The organism is Microbulbifer sp. NBRC 101763 (genome assembly GCF_040371615.1).
GTDB lineage: Bacteria > Pseudomonadota > Gammaproteobacteria > Pseudomonadales > Cellvibrionaceae > Microbulbifer > Microbulbifer variabilis.
On sequence record NZ_BAABQV010000002.1, the window covers coordinates 384,058 to 401,688 of the forward strand.

Genomic DNA, 17,631 nt, shown 5'->3' on the forward strand with positions numbered 1-17,631 from the left:
ATTCAATTTCGCTATTTAAATTTGTAACGGATTCTACTGCACAAAGGTAACAGCATTTAAAACTTTTAATCGTACATTCTCTGGCAGTGGCACTAATCCAAGCTTGCCCGCTTCCGACTGGGATTTCCTGCTCAACATAAATACCAGTAATTGCCTCAGGGCCTTGGCTTTATCATCTTCTTGGTCCGAGTAGAGTAATAGCCAGGAAAAACTGGTGATCGGATAAGCGTCCCTCGCTTTGGGGTCCCAAACCCAGGTGATCAAATTGGGAGCGCCACTTACTGGTAGTTCGGTGTTGGGAAATTCGGCCTCTTTTAGTGCTGCAGCACCACTTTCTGCGCTGGCTTCGATATAGTTACCCGCATGATTTTCCAGTGTTGCGATTGGCAGGTTGACGATCTCGGCAAAGCCATGCTCGACATAGCCGATGGCACCAGGGATTTTTCTTACCCTGGCAGATACGCCCTGATTCCCCGGTGCGCGCTTGAAGCTGGGAAGCTTAGGCCAGTTGGGAACTCTATCCAGGCCAACCTTCTCACGAAACTCCTCACTGATACTGCTTAAGTGACCGGAAAAAATATAAGAGGTACCAGAACTTTCTGAGCGCGTGACCACGCTAATCGGTGTTCGGGGCAATGTGATATCGGGGTTATCCGCAACGATCAGTGGATCATCCCAGTTTCTTATTTTACCCAGGAAAATCCCTGTATAGGTTTTCCGGGAAAGTTTCAGCTTATCGATACCTGGAAGGTTGAATACCAGTACCACCTCTCCGGCGGTTACTGGCAAGACCACAGCGCCCTGTTTTAAACGTCTTAATTCATCAACATCAATCGCTGCATCGGATGCGGCGAAGTCCACTGTGTGTCCAAGAAAGTCCCTGATACCATCGCCACTGCTGCTCATTTCATAGAAAATAAAAATATTATTTTCTCGATGAGTAAATTGACGAAACCATTCCACGTAAATTGGATACGGGAAACTTGCGCCACTTCCACGTAAGTTGATAGGGTTTTCCGGTACTTGGGCCAGGGAGGAAAGAGAGAAAATTGCGCCAAAAATAGCGGCTGAAAGAGTGGCAGCCAGGCGGCATAAAGTAGTGGCATACCTCGATAGCATGGAAAACCTCAACTAAAGGGCCGCCAGTACCTTAATCGATTCCTGATGGCGAGCCGGGTAAAACTTGGCTTCAAATTCAATTTTAGCAGGAGGGCAGGGAGCTTGGTGTCACCACTGAGTTAATATAAGTTGATTTCAAGGGAAATAAATCTAAACACATCTTTGATTTATTGGACAAAATCTATGGCGCTCAGTACTTTTTCCCGAACATGTTCCGGTAAGGGCACCAGCCCCAACTCACCTGCCTTTGCCTGGGAGTTGGCATGTAGAATAAATGACAACATTTTGCGTAGAGCTTTGGCTTTGCTATCGTCCTGCTCCGCGTAAAGCAATAGCCAAGAGAAACTGGTAATTGGATAGGCGCCCTCAGCAGCGGGATCCCAAACCCAGGCAATCAGGTTAGGGGCGTTACTGCCTGGTAGCTTGCCTTCAGGAAATTCAACCTCTTCCAATGCTGCAGTGCCGCTCTCTACATTGGCCTCAATGTAATTCCCCGAACGGTTTTCCAGCAGTGCTTCAGGGAGATTGGTAACTTCGGCAAAGCAGTGGTCTATAAAGCCTATGGAACCTGGGGTCGCTCTGACCTTAGCCGCCACTCCCTGGCTACCTGCGGCCCGCTCGAAACCGGGCTGTCTGGGCCAGTTAGGCGCTTGGCTTATTCCGATGTTTTCGCGAAATTCATCATTGATATTACTCAGATGCCCGGAGAAAAGATAAGAGGCGCCAGAACTCTCAGTATGAGTTACCACCGTTATTTCAGTGTTAGGTAACTGTATTTCAGGGTTACTGGCAGTAATACTGGGGTGGTCCCAGGTTTGGACCTTACCTAAAAAGATATTTGCATAGGCATCCCTGGAAAGTTTTAACGCCTCAATGCCCGGCAGGTTGAATATCAATACAAGCTGAATAGCGGTGACAGGTAGTACTACGGCTCCTCCCTTTAAGCCCTCTAGCCTGTCAATCTCGATGGCAATATCTGAGGCAGCAAAGTCTACCGTATTTCCCAGGAAATCCCGGATACCATCTGTGCTGGCACTTAATCCGTAGTGCACGAATATATCGTTATCCTGATGGGTAAACTGTCGAAACCAGTCGACGTAGACTGGGTGGGGGAAACGGGCTCCACTGCCGCGCAGATTAATGGTGGACTCAGAGGTTTGTGCGTTGATCTGGGGTAGCAGGCATACAGCAGCAACTGCCAGAGTGACGCCAATGTGGCGTAAAGCAGCGATAAATTTAGTTTGCATGGCTAACCTCAACCACAAAGCCTGCGCTCTTAGGAGAGACTACAGGCGGCAAGCCGGTAAAAAAATATACTTAGAGTTAATTTTAGCAATACTGACGCCGTCTTAATTGATTGTGAAGTTAGCTGCCAACCTCTTTACCATCGTCCCTGTAGATTGCCAATACGGATGGACGTGGTGGCAATTTGGGGTCATTGTCCGGCCAGCGGTGTATGGGATTTTCATATGTGGAGTTACGCGCTTCGGCGGGATGCTGCACTGCTATGAAAAGGGTTGTGCCATCGGGTGTAAATTCCGGTCCACAAACCTCTGCACCTCTGGGGCAGCCGAAGAAGTGTTTTGGTGCAGCGCGCAGGGGCCCTTCTGTCGCCATGGCCCAGAGCCCATCATGGAATCCAAAGCGCTCACAGCCATCAGTGGCAATCCACATATTGCCGTGGCCATCAAACGCGACATTATCCGGGTTGGCAAACCAGCCATTGGCGGAAATGTTGTAGCTGGCCTGCTGGCCGTAGGCACCTCTCTCTTCTGGGCGTTCTGCATTGGGGTTTCCCCCCAGTAAAAACTGTTGCCACTGAAAACGATCACTGGTGTGGTCACGATTACCATTTTTACCCGGTGGTACTATTTCCAATACATGGCCTGCAACATTTTTAGCGCGAGGGTTGGCAGCATCGATTTCATCTTTCTGGCGCTTCTTATTCTTCGTCAGCATGACATAAGTGCAGTCGTTATGGGGGTTGGTTTCCACATCTTCGGGGCGATCCATGGGGGTTGCGCCTAACAGGGCTGCCGCACGCCGTGCATCGATCAGTACATCTGCCTGATTGTGAAAACCATTTTCGCTGTTGAGAGATCCCTGGCCATAAATCAGGGCTAACCACTGCCCGTGACCATTTTCATCGAACCTGGCGGCATAGAGAGTGCCTTCAGTAAGAAGTTCCCTGTTGGCCTGGTAATCCTCAGGTTGATAAATACCCCTGGAGACAAAGCGATAGACGAACTGGTGTTCGTCATCATCGCCTCCGTAGGCCACCACCGCCTGACCGGGTTTACACACCAGGGTGAAGCCCTCGTGCTCAAAGCGGCCGAGGGTAGTGAGCTTGCGCGGCTTAGATTGGGGATCATAGGGATCGTATTCCACCATCCAGCCAAAACGGTTTGGCTCGTTGGGCTCCGCTTGAATGTCAAAGCGGCGATCGTAGTCACCCAAATTACGGTTTCTTGGGCTTATGCCAAAGCGATGGTGGTTCTGGGCCTCCCTGGGGTCTTCGACTTCTTGTGGGTTACCCTGGAAAGCGCCACCGAACCCTTCCTCAGCAATAAGGACAGTACCCCAAGGCGTCTTGCCCCCGGCACAATTCCCTATGGTGCCCAGCACTTGGGTACCGCTGGGGTCGGCTGCGGTTTTCAATCGCCTGTTTCCTGCCGCTGGCCCACTGATATCCATGGCGGTAGTCATGGTTATTCGGCGGTTATAAGGACTGTCCAGCACGGTACGCCACCCGTTGCTACTGCGCTCAATTTCCACCACGGAGTGACCACAGGCCGCCTGCTCTATCGCGACATGCTCAGAACTAACCCCACGAGTGGCACTGTATTCGTCGTTATAGCCGGGGAACATTAAGTGGGGTTGAGTATATTCGTGATTTACACACAGTAGTCCGCGGTTGCTATTGCCGCTTTGCAGTTGTAAATCCCCACGTGAAGGTTCGACATTGTCAGCCAGAGGCATAAATGCAATGAAATCATTGTTGTAGCCGAATCGCTGTCCCTGTTCTGCGGCATCCAGTTTCTCCGGGTGAAATGGAGTATCGGTTTCCTGAATTGGATCTCCCCAGCGCAAAAGGATATCGGCGCTGTAGTGTTCCGGCAGGTGGTGTTGGAAATCCAGCGAATGAGGAATTTCAGAAAAAGTAAGGCTTTCCCTTTCAGCGCTGTGTTCCGCAATACAGCCGGGTAATACTGAGCTTGCTGTACCCGCGGCGGTCACAGTACTCAAGGTTTTGAGCAGTTTGCGCCGTGTTGGGTTACTGGGTTGGTCGCTCATACTCCACTCCATTTTGGGTTACTGGTTCTGGATCGCTGGCTCGGCGAATCTCATTGGTTAAGTGGGAATTTCTGCTTAAAAGTCTATGACCGGAGTCACTGCTCTATAACTCATTTTTCAGGCCTGATTGTTTGGCCCTTTGGTTGATTGGCACAGATATTTACAATTTTTTCTGAAAGCTTGATGACAGCTTAAAAAAAACGTCACTGAAGGGTCATAAACGCCTACTAGTCTGCGCCCAATCTAATACGCCACTGGCAATGACGGGAGTGGGGGCTTTATGAAATATAAGATCATCAGTTTACGGCTGCTAGGTACATCAGTTACGGCACTTGCCGCTGCAATTATGAGCGCAAATGCAAGTGCACAAAACCAGGATTCACAGGTTATGGAGACTGTGGTCGTCACTGCCCAGGCAAGTAACGCGCGCAGTGACCTGGATCGCCAGAGGGATGCGAATAAGCTGGTTGCAGTGCAGACATCTGATGCAATCGGTGAGCTTCCAGATGCCAATGTTACTGAAGCCTTACAGAGGATGCCGGGGGTTTTTATTGCCCGTGATCAGGGGGAGGGACGCTTTGTGGGTGTGCGCGGTATTGATCCTAACTTGAACGCGGCAACAATAAATGGAATTAACCTGCCGGCCCCGGAAACAGATAGTCGCGCGGTCGCCCTGGATGTCATTCCCTCAGACCTACTCGCCAGCCTGGAGGTTTTTAAAACCCTGACTCCCGACATGAGTGCAGACTCTATTGGCGGCGCTATTGAAATCAAAAGCCTTAATGCGCTCGATTATGATGGCCGTCGCTATAAGTTCAGTGCTGAGAACAGTTACAGTGAACTTCAGGAGGAAAATAGTCCCAAAGTCGCAGCCACTTTAACCAATGTCTTTGATTTGAGTGGCGATCGACGATTTGGCGTGGCCCTGGCCCTCAGCCATCAAGAGCGGAATTTCGGTTCGGAAAATATTGAGACTGATGGTACCTGGCAGGAATTTACGGCTGAGGATGGTACTACCGGCATTGGTGCGACAGAGATCGAACAGCGTGATTATTCCATTACCCGCGAGCGAACAGGTGTTGCTGCCAACTTCGATCTGGATCTTAGTGATCGCTCACGTATGTACTTCCACAATCTCTATTCAGAATTTTCCGACAAGGAAATTCGCCAGCGCAACTCCTGGAAGTTGGATGCCGGGCGGGATGAGCCGGAAACGATTTCAAGGAACTCCGCACAGTGGCAGGAAGCTGCACTGGAAAAGTCTTTGAAGGACCGGCTGGAAGAGCAGGAAATCATCTCCTCTGTTTTCGGTGGTGAGCATAATTTTGATCAGGTGGATATCTCCTATGCACTGGGATATTCCCATGCGGAGGAGTCTGAACCTCACCGACGCGATACAGATTTTGCATTGGAGCCTGTGCGCATTGGCTATGTAGAGGCAGATAAAACGCCGCGTATGGCAGTGGGCGCAGAAGATGCGCAGCGAGTTTTAGACCCGTCCAGTTATCAATTGGATGAGCTCGTCATTGAAGATAACTTTACAGAGGATAAAGAGCTGAGCCTGCGTTTCGACATTAGCCGGGAAATTCAGTGGGCCGGTAATCCATCAGTTATCCAGTTTGGCATACACGAGCGACAGCGTGAGAAGAGTGGAGACTTGAATGCGACCGTGTATAAGGATTTTGCGGGAGACTACACCCTCGCAGATTTTGTTCGCAATGACATCGACTACGGCTTGGATAGCTTTGGCCCTGGGGTTAGTAGCGGCAGTTTAAATTACTTTATTAACAGTCATATTGACGATTTTGAAGTTGATGAAACTGAAACGGCTTTGTCTTCCGCGCGCGATTACAATATGCAGGAAGATATCAGTGCGTTCTACGTTATGAATACGATTGAGTTTGACCAGTCGCAGCTGGTATTTGGGGTTCGCTACGAGCGCACAGACTTTACCGCTGAGGGTGTGCAAGTCGTCGAGTCTGAAGAGCCGGTACCCGGTGCACAGGAAATTGCCGACGAGGTTTATGCAGCTGGGATACGCTATCAGCGCGATTATGATGACTTTTTTCCCAGTGTAAATTATAAATATGACTACAACGATAATATTGTTTTGCGTGCGGCTTATAGTGAGTCTCTTTCGCGCCCATCCTTCGGACACCTGAACCCATCGCCGGCCAAGATAGAGTATGACGATGACAAGCTGGAAGTGGAGGCCGGTAATCCTGCGCTAGATCCGTACCAGTCGCGCAATCTGGACTTCTCTGCCGAGTACTATGCAGACCATTTGGGTATGCTCTCCCTGGGGTTATTCCACAAGCGTATCGACAATTTCATTGTTCTGTCCGATGTTTCCAGTGTTGTGGATTACAGTCAGTATGTGGGGAATTTGAGTGTTGACGAGGCTGAAGTATTACAACCGGTAAATGGTGATTCCGCCCGTCTCAATGGTATGGAGCTGGCTTGGACCAGGGGTTTCGAAAACGGGTTCCTGTTACGCGCAAATGCCACTGTGACAGACTCTGAAGCACGCTTGGGCCTGGGGCCAGATAGGGAGCGTAGCGATAAGATTTCTTTGCCTTCGCAAGCAGATCTGGTGGCTAATTTTGTGATGGGTTATGAGCGCGATGCATTTAGCATGCGGTTATCAGCTGCTTATCGCAGCGAGCGTTTATTGGAGGTGGATTTGGAGAATTCTACTGCTGATCGCTATGAGGATGATCATCTACAGTTGGACTTATCCGCACGCTATCGTTTCGATAACGGACTGCAACTGACCTTTACCGGGGTGAACCTCACTGATGAGCCTTACTACGCACATAATTCAGGCTTTAATGGCCAGTATGAGGAGTATGGTCCAACCTATGCACTGGGTTTGAGTTATAGCACTTTCTAAAATTTTAATAGGTATTGCCAACCCCCTATTTAGTAACGGGGTTTATATTTTCTGCTGGTGGATTACCATGAAAAATAAGTACTACCTCCTTATTTGCCTTTTACTGAGTAGTATTCTCGGAGGTTGTGATGCTCGTTGGGATCAGGTTTTACGTGTCAAAAAGGTGCAGCCGATAGAAAAAATCGATCTCCAGGGCATTGGAGCTGAACAGATGTTACCCGTTCAGTTTCCGGGAAAGAGTGCACTATTAATTGCCAGTAAAAATAAAGGCGTCTTATTACTAGATAGCAATGGAGATCACCTGGTATCTGCTCCTGGCCGGGTAGAAACTTTGGCTATACAAAGTTTGTCACAAGGCAGCCTCCTTGTGGCAGCCTATGATGAGCTATCTGCAGAGGTGAAACTTTACAAGTTAAAGGGAGGGATCGATCGCAAACCAGTTTTGCAGTATCTTGGCGGCCGTGATGAAATTTCTCCGCAAAGCGCCCTGTGTTTTTATCAGAATAATGATCGTACTCATCTATTTACTATTGGAGATGATGGGTTAGGGCACGAATACCTGGTAAGCCCTGGACCTTCTACATGGGAGCTTGTAGAAATTCGCCCCCTGTATTTTGGTGAGCAGGTGAATGCATGTGCAGTCGCTCCCTTTAATGGGAAGCTGCTCTTCTCCCAGCCGCCAATCGGTATTATCAGTATGAATGCTGATGCTGAAAAGGATGAGGAAAGAAAATTACTCATGCAAGCAGATCAACTCGGGGAGGATTTTGGCGGCCTTTGGATTGATCACTCTGGCAATTATTTATGGTTAACAGCGGATGCTCGCCTGCAAGGCTATGAGTTAAAAAATTTACAAGAAGGGTCTGATCAGACTATCTATATTGATAGTAATTATTATCCAGCTTCTGTTGGCGTTATAGGCAAAAATATTGTGGTTTTGGATGAGGAAGTAGATTCCCTTCTGTACTTTGAGTATGAACCTCTCAATCCTCCTGAACATCCTGACCTGCAACTGGTGGATGAATTCATACCGCGTATTCCTGCCAGTGCCCAAACACAGCCGGTTTCTTCAGCTGGAGACGCTGCAGATGATCCAGCTATTTGGGTGAATCGGCTTCACCCTGAGCAAAGCTTAATTCTGGGCACTGATAAAAAATATGGCTTAAATATCTATGGTTTATCCGGGCAACTGGTGCAGCAATTTGCCGTAGGGCGAGTGAATAATGTAGATATCAGCGAAATACAGCATCCTACTTATAGTGCAATTGCAGCAGCTTCCAACCGCTCCACGCCGGGTATTGACTTATTTGCCATAGAAAAATCAGGGAAAGTTGAATATCTGGGATTACAGAAACTGAATATGAAGGACCCCTATGGCTTGTGCCTTTATTATATGGATAGCCGGCTTAGCGTCTGGGTATCTGATAAGGAGGGAGAGCTACATCAGCTGGATATTCACTTGGGTCAAGATGCTAGAAATTGGCAACTTAAACACGTATCCCGTTTACCTGTCGAGGGTCAGGTAGAAGGGTGCGTTGTCGATGCCCAGAATGGCCAGCTTTTCTACGGTGAAGAAGACAGGGGAATATGGAAGCTGGATTTGCACAGATACAGTGCCGGGATGGGTAAGCCTAAACTTGTAGCGGAGGTTAATACTAAAAGTCTAGTGGCTGATGTAGAGGGGCTGGCCTTGTATCTGCATGAAGATAGTGGATATCTGGTGGCATCTAGCCAGGGGAACAACAGCTATGCATTATTCAGTCGCTCTGGGACTGAGTTTATCGGTAATTTCCGTGTGGACATGAACAGGGAGTTAGGTATAGATGCCAGCTCAGAGACTGATGGCCTGGCCGTAACTGGTGCAAACCTTGGTACTGAATTCCCAATGGGGTTATTAGTGGTTCAGGATGGAAGAAACCGTATGCCAAGTGGTAGGCAAAACTTTAAGCTGGTTTCCTGGCAGAAAATTGAAAATATATTGAATCTATCTTCCGCTACAGCAAACTGATAGTTTTATTGTTCTGCTTGCGCTTCTATTTCCAGCGGCCATCCGAAATTGTCAGATGGCTGCTCATCAATAAATTTTTTTAAAAGGATGGTAAAAGTAAATTTTTCCATTCGTATTCAAATGTACTTTTCTCTTCTTTGTAAGAGATTAACCGTAATGTTCGCTGTACCTATACCGATAAGATCAGCTGCTAAATCAATGAAGTCAAAGGTTCTGGAGGGGAGGAAGGCCTGTGTGACTTCTTCACTTAAAGCAAAAAGAAATACTGCTATCGCCCCATAGTAAATATGTATGGAGCCCAGACAGTAAAATTTTTTCCTTGAAGACAGCGTCAAGATTAATGTAAGTGTGCCAAATAATACTATGTGCCCGATTTTATCCCCGTAGGGGATAGCTCTCACCAGTTCAAAAAATATACTGCTGCTGCCTGTGTTAGCTAAGTAAATTACCCACAAAATAAAGCCAAAAAACAATATGGTCGATAAAGCTAATATTTTTTGCATATGGATGTCACATAGGGGCTCGGTATCCATAAAAATAACATACAGAAAGTTAGGTGGCTATATGGTTAACTTGTCAAGGCTTTGCATGAAATTTCTTTCGTAAAGAAAGTAAAATTACTTCAGTGTCATTTTTCTGTATATAGATACAGTATTTGTCATTTGATTTTTGATTCAGTTTGTCGGTATGCCGTGGTGAATGCTTCTCCAAATCGATATTATGGGATGATGATTTTTAAGGTGAGATTTAATAATTTATAAGTTGTATATGTTGGAAGGTGTTGGGGGCGAGCGTATTGAATTAGGGTGTGGCGTAACACACTTCCAGACTCTGGTTGCTTATTTTAGGAGTGCTTATTTAAGTAAGCACTCCCTAGGCTAGAACTATAGATATTCCGGTGCTTTGATCAAGGTTATGGATTAACCCCAGAAAGAAGGTCTGGATTTGTAATAAGATTTCTTACGCCGTGGGCATGATCTTCATTGAATACATTTTCACGGCACCAATTGTCTACTGATTTAATATTGACCTTTGCAACACGAGGCCTGACGCTCCAGGTTACTTGGAAAGGAGAACCTTGTTCATTATATCCAGGGCCAGTTGTTGAGCCTGGATATTGAATTGGCAGTCCGGTGTTAGCTGGAATATTTACTGCTTGATGAAACCCTTTATGCTCTCCGAGCTTTGTCAGTTCTCTGAAATCAAGGGCATTGTGGTCATTCACCAGTACGTAAACCTGAGCTTCAACCCGTAACTGGGGGTTCCTGACTGAGTCATTCAGGCAGGCGCCCAGGGAGGGGCCAGGTATGGTTTTGGCAGATGAATGAACATAGTGAACTTCAATGGTATCACCTGGGCGCAATCCGCCATGTTCACTGGGGCAAATATCTTGATTGATAGCTGCTAGCTCAGCCGCTGACAGGCTTCCGGAAAATTTAAAGCCAGTGTCGTATCCAAGGCCATTTCCATTCCCAGCAAAGATAGTAAATTCCCCTCCTTTATGTTCGGCATTTTTATGAAAGTGGATATTACAAAGATTCATGCTGGAGTAGGCAGGGGCCAAACTAAAAGAAATGGTATTCCTACCTTCAATGAGGTCAATATCGCGGGGAGATTGAGGTCCAAAACCTCTTCCTTGTGTGTTCTTTGCCAGGTTTGCACGTTGATGTGCAACATCTTCATCAGAAATACTGGTGAGGTTGTGAGAATGCTCCGTGACTGCAAAGGTTTGGAGTGGCAGGAAAGATGAGATAAGGATGGGTAGTAAGATTTTTAGTTTCATTAATGGGTCCTTTTTAATGATCCTTAAGTATCTTAGGAATACTTTCCTCTAATTATTATTGAGGGATTTTGGTGTATCTAAATGTTAAATTCTAAACAATTTCTTCTGTTATCTTTTTAGGAGAATGCGGAGCCAGAAGTTGCCGCCGACATGGATTTGCCGGCTTACTAAAAATATCCTGGTCTTAGGTCAGATTCCCAGTTCCGCGCGTAGCTCCGCCATTTTTTGTGCATTTTCTTCCTTGGAGAGTGGGGTGCCGGGCTTTTCCTCCAGCTTCAACTGCTCCGGGGCCGGAAGCTTTTCTCCCTCTAACACTCGAGCACAAAACTTGCGATAGTGCTCTGCAAATACGGAGTAGGCTACGGATTCGGGATTATTGGCGAGAAAGAACCAATTAGACTCGCGTCCGGCATGATAAACCGCAGGGTGGCTCCACCTATGATTGGTTTTTGGACTGGGAGCATTGCAGGCTTCACGGTAAGCCGCGCGGGATTCCGGTAGGCCATTTTCGCCGGCGGCACAGAGCTGCAGCATTTTGTGCACTGTGGGCAAGTATTCGCTCTGGAGGATCGCACGCTTTGCGCCTTGCATAATGTCTTCGGGGGCAAATGAGAGTAAAGCTTCCAGCCATAGGCGCTTGGCATGGTGTAGAGTTTCTGTGTCCGGGAAGGCAGCACTGAACTGGTTATGATAGTTTAACTTAAACAGTGCGAATACTTCGTTGATTGCACGCTTCTTTTCGTTGACTTGTTCCTGGCTCTGTCCACTACCAGTTTGTGTCTGTGAGTATGTCGCCGATTGATCGGTCGCGGGTGCGCTGGTTTGCGCTGCTATTGGAGTCTTGTGGGTTGCCATAAGAGTTTCCTATTGCCAATTTGTTGCGCTCCGCCCACTGGTGGCGTGCGTGACGCACAAAAACGGCGTCCCAGCTTTTGCGTGCGGCGTTTTGGCCGCGCCAGTAAATAATAAATTCCGCTACTAGCGACAGGGCAAAATCTCGGTCGATCTCGCATTGATTCACCAGGTGACTCAGACAGTCGCCCCCAGGTTGCCAGTTGCGTGGAATAGGTTTGGCCACAGGGTTTTTCTCAATACCCTGGCAGTAGTAGGCCCACTCCTCTCGAGCGTATTCAATAAACAGCTCCCCCCAGCGTGCGCTGTGGCCACCTCGCTCAGTCCATTTATAGATAAATTCTGGCAGTAGCTCTGCGGCAAAGCGCGGATTAATGGCCAAGCGTTGTAACTGCTCCCAGGTATGTTCACTGGGTTGCCAGTCACGGGTCATCGCGGTGGGTTTACGCTTTTCAATAAATGGGGTTTCCTGCTTTTCCCAGTCTTCCATGATCCAGTCATTGAATTCCAGATCCCAGGATATGGATTGTTTGCCACTGGAGCGGTGGTAATCGAGGAAACGCTGCAGGCCGCGGCTGACAAATGTACTGGGCACACCCTCGTCGGCCAGTTTTCGCAAGGTGTCGTTGCTCGGTTGCCAGTTATCCGGCAGGGCTTGCTTGCGTTGAGCGGTGGCGCGAAAAGCCTCCCACTTGCCTTTAACCTGGCGTAGGAATAGTGAACCAAAGGAGTGTCGCGGCTCGGCGCGTTCACGCCAGTAGGTTACAAATTCCGGTAACTGCTCGCGCACAAAGTGTTCGGGGATGCCCAGCTGGCTGATACGCGCCATGGTCTCTGCATCGGGCTGCCAGCCTGGTGCAATAGTATTGGCACTGCGGCTCGGTGGGATTTGGACCTGGGGAGTTGGCGGTGTCGCTATAGGGTGTTTGTATTCTCCCGGCAGGGCAAATTTCAGGATTTCGCTACTGCCAAAAGGGGCAGCACCGAGTAACAGTGCACCCTGGTTACGCAGGCTGGTAGCCACACGCTGGATATCCGCTGCTTGCCAAAAGGGTAGTAGCAGGTATAGCTGTTCTCCCTGTGCTGTGTACCAATCCCGCCCCCCATAAGGCTCCAAGGGTAGGAAAGGCGTCAAGTCGCCGAGCGCTGTGAGCAATACAGCCTCCTCCAGGCCAACGGTTGCAGCCAGAGTCGGTGAGATACTCAGGGGTCTTTCAGGGAGCAGGGGGTGTTTCATGGCGCGATAATAACACCCCGGAGAAGGGCTTGCGCGGCCTTTGCACTCGCCTTGTGCGTAGCTCCAAGTCTTTGAGCAAAACACTAAGCTGAAGATTGGCGGCCGAACCCTATAAAAGAAGGGATTGCTGGCGCAAACTGTTGCCTTACCCTAGCGGGAAGGTTGTAACTTTGTCGCCAGAAACGGTTTTGAGGGAGAGCAATATGGCCAAGAAGCAGCATTCAGCACAAATGGTGTTCCGCCTCAGCGGCGTGAGTTGCGCCGGCTGTGTAAACAAGATCGAAGGTGCGGTACGGCAAGCTGGTGGTGTAGAGGATGCCAGGGTAAATCTTGCTGACAAAACCCTTATAGTTCACGGCAAAGCAGAACCTCAGACTTGTATTGAGGCGGTGCGTTCCGCGGGCTATGACGCCGAGATAGCAAAGAGCAGTGAGCGTGATCAGCGCGCCGAGCAAAGAGCCCACGAACAGCAACATTATCGCCAGCTGTTGTGGCGCTCAGCCTTCGCCTTGGGGGTGGGCGTACCGCTGATGGCCTGGGGTCTGATTACCGATAAAGTATCTGTGAACACCCTCAATGAGCAGCTCGCTTGGGGTGCAACAGGACTGATTACTCTGGCAGTGCTGGTTTTCTGCGGCGGTCATTTCTTTAGTGGGGCCTGGAAGGCGCTGCGCCACCACGGTGCCACTATGGATACCTTGGTTGCATTGGGTACTGGTACAGCCTGGCTTTTCTCGATGATGGTGGTGCTGGTTCCCCATCTGTTGCCAGAATCTGCTCGCCATGTGTACTTTGAGGCCAGTGCCATGATTATTGGCCTGATCAGCCTGGGACAGGCCCTGGAAGTGCGGGCCCGTGGGCGCACCAGTGCCGCGGTGGAAAAGTTGCTGGAACTACAAGATGTATCGGCTCGTGTGTTGCGAGATGGTAAAGAGGTAGATCTCCCGATAGAGCAGGTACAGGAAGGTGACCAGCTGCGTGTGCGTCCGGGGGAGAAAATTCCTGTGGATGGCCGGGTTCTCGAGGGCAAAAGCTTGGTGGATGAGTCTATGCTCACCGGTGAGCCGGTCCCGGTAAAAAAAGACGAAGGGGATAGCCTGACAGCAGGTACTCTCAATAAAAACGGTAGCCTGCTGTTTCTTGCGGAAAAAGTCGGAGCCGATACACGCCTTGCGCAGATTATTGAAATGGTGAAGAACGCCCAGGGGTCGCGGGTACCCATCGCACGCCTGGCCGATAGAATTTCTGCGATTTTTGTACCGGTGGTTATGATTATTGCTGTTGTTGCGGCTCTCATCTGGTTTAACTTCGGCCCAGAGCCCCAAGCTGCCCATATGCTGGTGGTGCTTACTTCGGTATTGATCATAGCCTGCCCCTGTGCCTTGGGGCTCGCTACTCCGCTATCCGTAATGGTGGGAGTGGGGAAGGGCGCTGAAAATGGAGTGCTGGTACGCAATGGTAAAGCTTTGCAACAATCCTGTAATCTGGACGTCCTGGTTGTTGATAAAACAGGTACCCTTACGGAAGGCTCACCACGCCTTACCGATATCGAATGCAATGGTGACAGTGATGAATTACTGCAACTGCTCGCGAGTCTGGAGCAGGGCTCTGAGCACCCTCTGGCTGAAGCTATAGTCAGCGCGGCCCAAGAAAAAGAACTGCAGCTGCAGTCTCCCAGTGACTTCCACGCAACAACTGCCCACGGTGTGACAGGGATTATTTCTGGCAAGAAAGTGCTGCTCGGTAACAGCAAACTAATGCACAAAGAAAATATACCCCTGGCTTCCTGGCGGAGCCGAGCTGATACCTTGGCTGAGGCCGGGCGTACAGTAATGTACGCCGCAGTGGACGGAGAGCTGCAAGGCATAATTGCTGTAGCTGACCCTATTCGTGATGATGCTCAAGCAGCCATAGAGCGCCTGAGCAAGCTGGGACTAAGAATTGAGATGCTGACTGGTGATAACAAAGGGAGTGCAGAGGCAGTCGCCAAAAAGCTGCAGATCGATAGAGTTCATGCAGATCTTTTACCGGAGGATAAAGAGCGCATTGTCGCCGAGCTACAAGAAGGTGGTGAACGTGTGGGCATGGTAGGTGATGGAATCAATGATGCGCCGGCGCTGGCTCGTGCAGATGTGGGTTTTGCTATTGGAGCAGGTACGGATGTTGCAATTGAGAGTGCAGATGTCACTCTGATGCGCTCATCGTTACACGGCGTTGCCAACGCTGTAGAGCTATCCCGTGCGACCCTCCGCAATATCAAGCAGAACCTGTTTGGTGCCTTTATCTATAACACACTGGGCATTCCTATCGCCGCGGGGGTTTTATACCCAATAACTGGAATGCTACTAAGCCCGATTGTGGCGGGAGCTGCAATGGCATTTTCCTCGCTAACTGTTGTTAGTAATGCAAATCGCCTGCGCTTTTTCAAACCTTCGGAGGTGCGCTAATGGGAGCGATACTCGTTAATCTGGTGGGATTGCTGCTCATTGTTGGCATTGTCTGGTGGTTTTGGCTAGGACCAAAGCGCAAAGCCAACAAAGCCATGCCCACCGCAGATAAGTTGCAAATACTGGTCAAAGATGGGGTATATGAGCCAGATCATATTCGCCTTCCGGCGGGCCGAGCTGCAACCTTGCACTTTCTTCGCGAAGATCCGAGTCCCTGCTCGGAGTGGGTGTTATTTCCAGACTTGGAAGTCAGCGCTGAGCTTACTCTGCACAGGGATACTCCGGTTATATTGCCGGCAGCAAACCCTGGGGAATATCCATTTACCTGTCAGATGCAGATGTACCGAGGCACCCTGATTCTGGAGTAGGCTCAGTTGTGACTAAGCCTGGCTGCTAAGTCAAAGTGAAAGACGTTGGAGTTGTAATAATTCCCGAAGTCGTGACGACAACTGTAAGTAAGTTCCTTCAAAGCATCTGCCATCAGGCTGCTCCTGCTGGCAAGGCATAAGGAATGGGAGATTGCCGTAAGGCGGCTCCTTGAAAGTTTAATTACTTCCAGGTCATTGAATGATGAATATTTGTTTGCGGAAACTACCATTTGCCCTCCTGGCTATTTCCTTCGCATTGCTCGCAGCCGCGCTTTTCTCCGGTCAGCAGGGGGGGCTGGGATCCATCATGGCATTTTATGGTTTCGAAGGAGGCGCGGGACTTTCACGAATTGCCACCGCTGTTGCGATAATCTTCACCATAGCTGCCCTACTCTCTGTGCTATCTATCTTTATAGAAAAATTTATCCTGCCTTTGGCGCTCTTGATCATCGCACTATCCATAGTGCCCCTGCTGAGCCTTTTTGGCAGCACACACTGGATTGACGCACTTGGCGGTTTTCCAGCTATAGGTTCTGGGCAGGGAGTCATAAAATATTTTTCCCTGATCGTAATAGGACTGACCTGGCTCGGCTATAAATCTGCACCTTCAAGGAAATATATATGGCTGAATTTTCTACCAGTTGGCCTGGTTCTATTGTGGATTGGAGGAATGAAATTCACCGCTATAGAGGCCCAAGGTATCGAAGGGCTGGTGAATAGTTCCCCATTGATGTCCTGGTTGTATAACTTTTTCAGTGTCCAGCAAGCATCCAATATTATTGGCGTTTATGATCTGCTTGCCTTGGTTATATTGGCTATAGGTATTCATGTTAGGGCACTCTTCTGGCCTGGAGTATTACTTTGTGGGGCTGTTTTTGTTACTACCCAAACGTTCCTGCTTAGTTATCCCGGGAGCTGGGAAAAACCGTGGGTTCTAGCATCCAGTGGAATTTTTATCATTAAAGACCTTTGGTTTATTGCGAATTTGATCATTATGATCAGTTTCAGGCACCAGATATGTCAAAGTAATCAAGCTGTAGAAACATCAAAGGAATAGTAATTTGATGAAATTAATGTTTACTTTTACAGCGCCGTAAAATTCAAAGATGGAACCTGGTCGCAAGGATGCAGAGCCAATAATGTAGTAAGCAGATATTCTCAAATTAAGTAGCCAGGGGAAATTTTTCTAGGTTTCTTAGCCGAATAAAATCTCAACAATTCATTTATGCCTATCTTTTAACTGAAATAATCAGCCTTGGAGTTTGGTTCTGAAAGTAAAATTTATAAGTATTGTGAATAGATTCTGTTGTTTTGTTCGCAAAGGTAATCAAGACTTCGGTATGCTTGGTCTTTCTCTATTCAGATTAAAAGATTTTTTATCCAAGGCTATTTTTCTTTAGATGACCACCTATTGGTTACTTAAATCTCAGTTGTTGTTGCTGATGATTGAGGATCGAATGAAGCTAATCCCTAACTCTGGATACTGTTCTCACTGGAGCCGTATGGCGCGCCGGTATGAACCGGATAGAGGTCGTAATTGGGATATGCCTAAGATAAATTGTAAGTTTTGGAGAAAGGCTCCTTGATGGGGATTTTTTACACTCGTAATTAGATCGGCTAAAGCGTAGAT

General features: G+C 48.6%; 12 protein-coding genes. 5 read left to right on the plus strand and 7 right to left on the minus strand.

Annotation, left to right across the window (positions count from 1 at the left end):
- Positions 1-33: 33 nt before the first annotated feature.
- The 3 genes from pstS (ABWV76_RS07050) to ABWV76_RS07060 all read right to left on the minus strand — a co-directional run bounded on the left by pstS (ABWV76_RS07050) (position 34) and on the right by ABWV76_RS07060 (position 4,413).
- On the minus strand, positions 34-1,119 hold the full coding sequence (gene pstS, locus ABWV76_RS07050; protein WP_020414449.1) for a phosphate ABC transporter substrate-binding protein PstS: 1,086 nt from the start codon (positions 1,117-1,119) through the stop codon (positions 34-36).
- 167 nt (positions 1,120-1,286) lie between these two features.
- On the minus strand, positions 1,287-2,366 hold the full coding sequence (pstS, locus tag ABWV76_RS07055) for a phosphate ABC transporter substrate-binding protein PstS (RefSeq protein WP_353375615.1): 1,080 nt from the start codon (positions 2,364-2,366) through the stop codon (positions 1,287-1,289).
- A 118-nt stretch (positions 2,367-2,484) separates the two neighbouring features.
- Complete coding sequence (locus ABWV76_RS07060) at positions 2,485-4,413, minus strand: PhoX family protein (RefSeq protein ID WP_353375616.1); 1,929 nt, start codon at positions 4,411-4,413, stop codon at positions 2,485-2,487.
- Between the two features lie 280 nt (positions 4,414-4,693).
- On the opposite strand from ABWV76_RS07060, the gene ABWV76_RS07065 reads away from it, so the two are divergent.
- On the plus strand, positions 4,694-7,306 hold the full coding sequence (locus tag ABWV76_RS07065) for a TonB-dependent receptor (protein ID WP_353375617.1): 2,613 nt from the start codon (positions 4,694-4,696) through the stop codon (positions 7,304-7,306).
- A 67-nt stretch (positions 7,307-7,373) separates the two neighbouring features.
- On the plus strand, positions 7,374-9,314 hold the full coding sequence (locus ABWV76_RS07070; protein ID WP_353375618.1) for a phytase: 1,941 nt from the start codon (positions 7,374-7,376) through the stop codon (positions 9,312-9,314).
- A gap of 116 nt (positions 9,315-9,430) precedes the next feature.
- Here ABWV76_RS07070 and ABWV76_RS07075 read toward each other — a convergent pair whose 3' ends face one another.
- The 4 genes from ABWV76_RS07075 to ABWV76_RS07090 form a co-directional block, all read right to left on the minus strand.
- A complete protein-coding gene (locus ABWV76_RS07075; protein WP_353375619.1) occupies positions 9,431-9,817 on the minus strand; it encodes a VanZ family protein in 387 nt (128 codons plus the stop codon).
- Positions 9,818-10,227: 410 nt separating this feature from the next.
- Positions 10,228-11,097 (minus strand): delta-class carbonic anhydrase, encoded by an 870-nt coding sequence (locus tag ABWV76_RS07080; protein ID WP_353375620.1) that lies wholly within the window; start codon positions 11,095-11,097, stop codon positions 10,228-10,230.
- Between the two features lie 189 nt (positions 11,098-11,286).
- A complete protein-coding gene (locus tag ABWV76_RS07085) occupies positions 11,287-11,952 on the minus strand; it encodes a replication protein P (protein WP_020414457.1) in 666 nt (221 codons plus the stop codon).
- A complete protein-coding gene (locus ABWV76_RS07090; protein ID WP_020414458.1) occupies positions 11,864-13,186 on the minus strand; it encodes a DnaT-like ssDNA-binding domain-containing protein in 1,323 nt (440 codons plus the stop codon). The genes ABWV76_RS07085 and ABWV76_RS07090 overlap by 89 nt, the downstream gene beginning before the upstream one ends.
- Positions 13,187-13,389: 203 nt before the next feature.
- Here ABWV76_RS07090 and ABWV76_RS07095 point away from each other — a divergent pair, with 203 nt between their 5' ends.
- The 3 genes from ABWV76_RS07095 (at position 13,390) to ABWV76_RS07105 (ending at position 17,058) form a co-directional block, all read left to right on the plus strand.
- Positions 13,390-15,633, plus strand: coding sequence for a heavy metal translocating P-type ATPase (locus ABWV76_RS07095; RefSeq protein ID WP_353375621.1), 2,244 nt, complete (start codon positions 13,390-13,392; stop codon positions 15,631-15,633).
- Positions 15,633-16,001 carry a cupredoxin domain-containing protein gene (locus tag ABWV76_RS07100; RefSeq protein ID WP_020414460.1) on the plus strand — a complete coding sequence of 123 codons (369 nt, stop codon included), beginning with the start codon at positions 15,633-15,635 and terminating at the stop codon, positions 15,999-16,001. Before ABWV76_RS07095 ends, ABWV76_RS07100 begins: the two co-directional genes overlap by 1 nt.
- Before the next feature lie 199 nt (positions 16,002-16,200).
- Positions 16,201-17,058: a DUF417 family protein gene (locus tag ABWV76_RS07105; protein WP_353375622.1), complete on the plus strand. Its 858-nt coding sequence runs from the start codon at positions 16,201-16,203 to the stop codon at positions 17,056-17,058.
- Positions 17,059-17,631 lie beyond the last annotated feature (573 nt).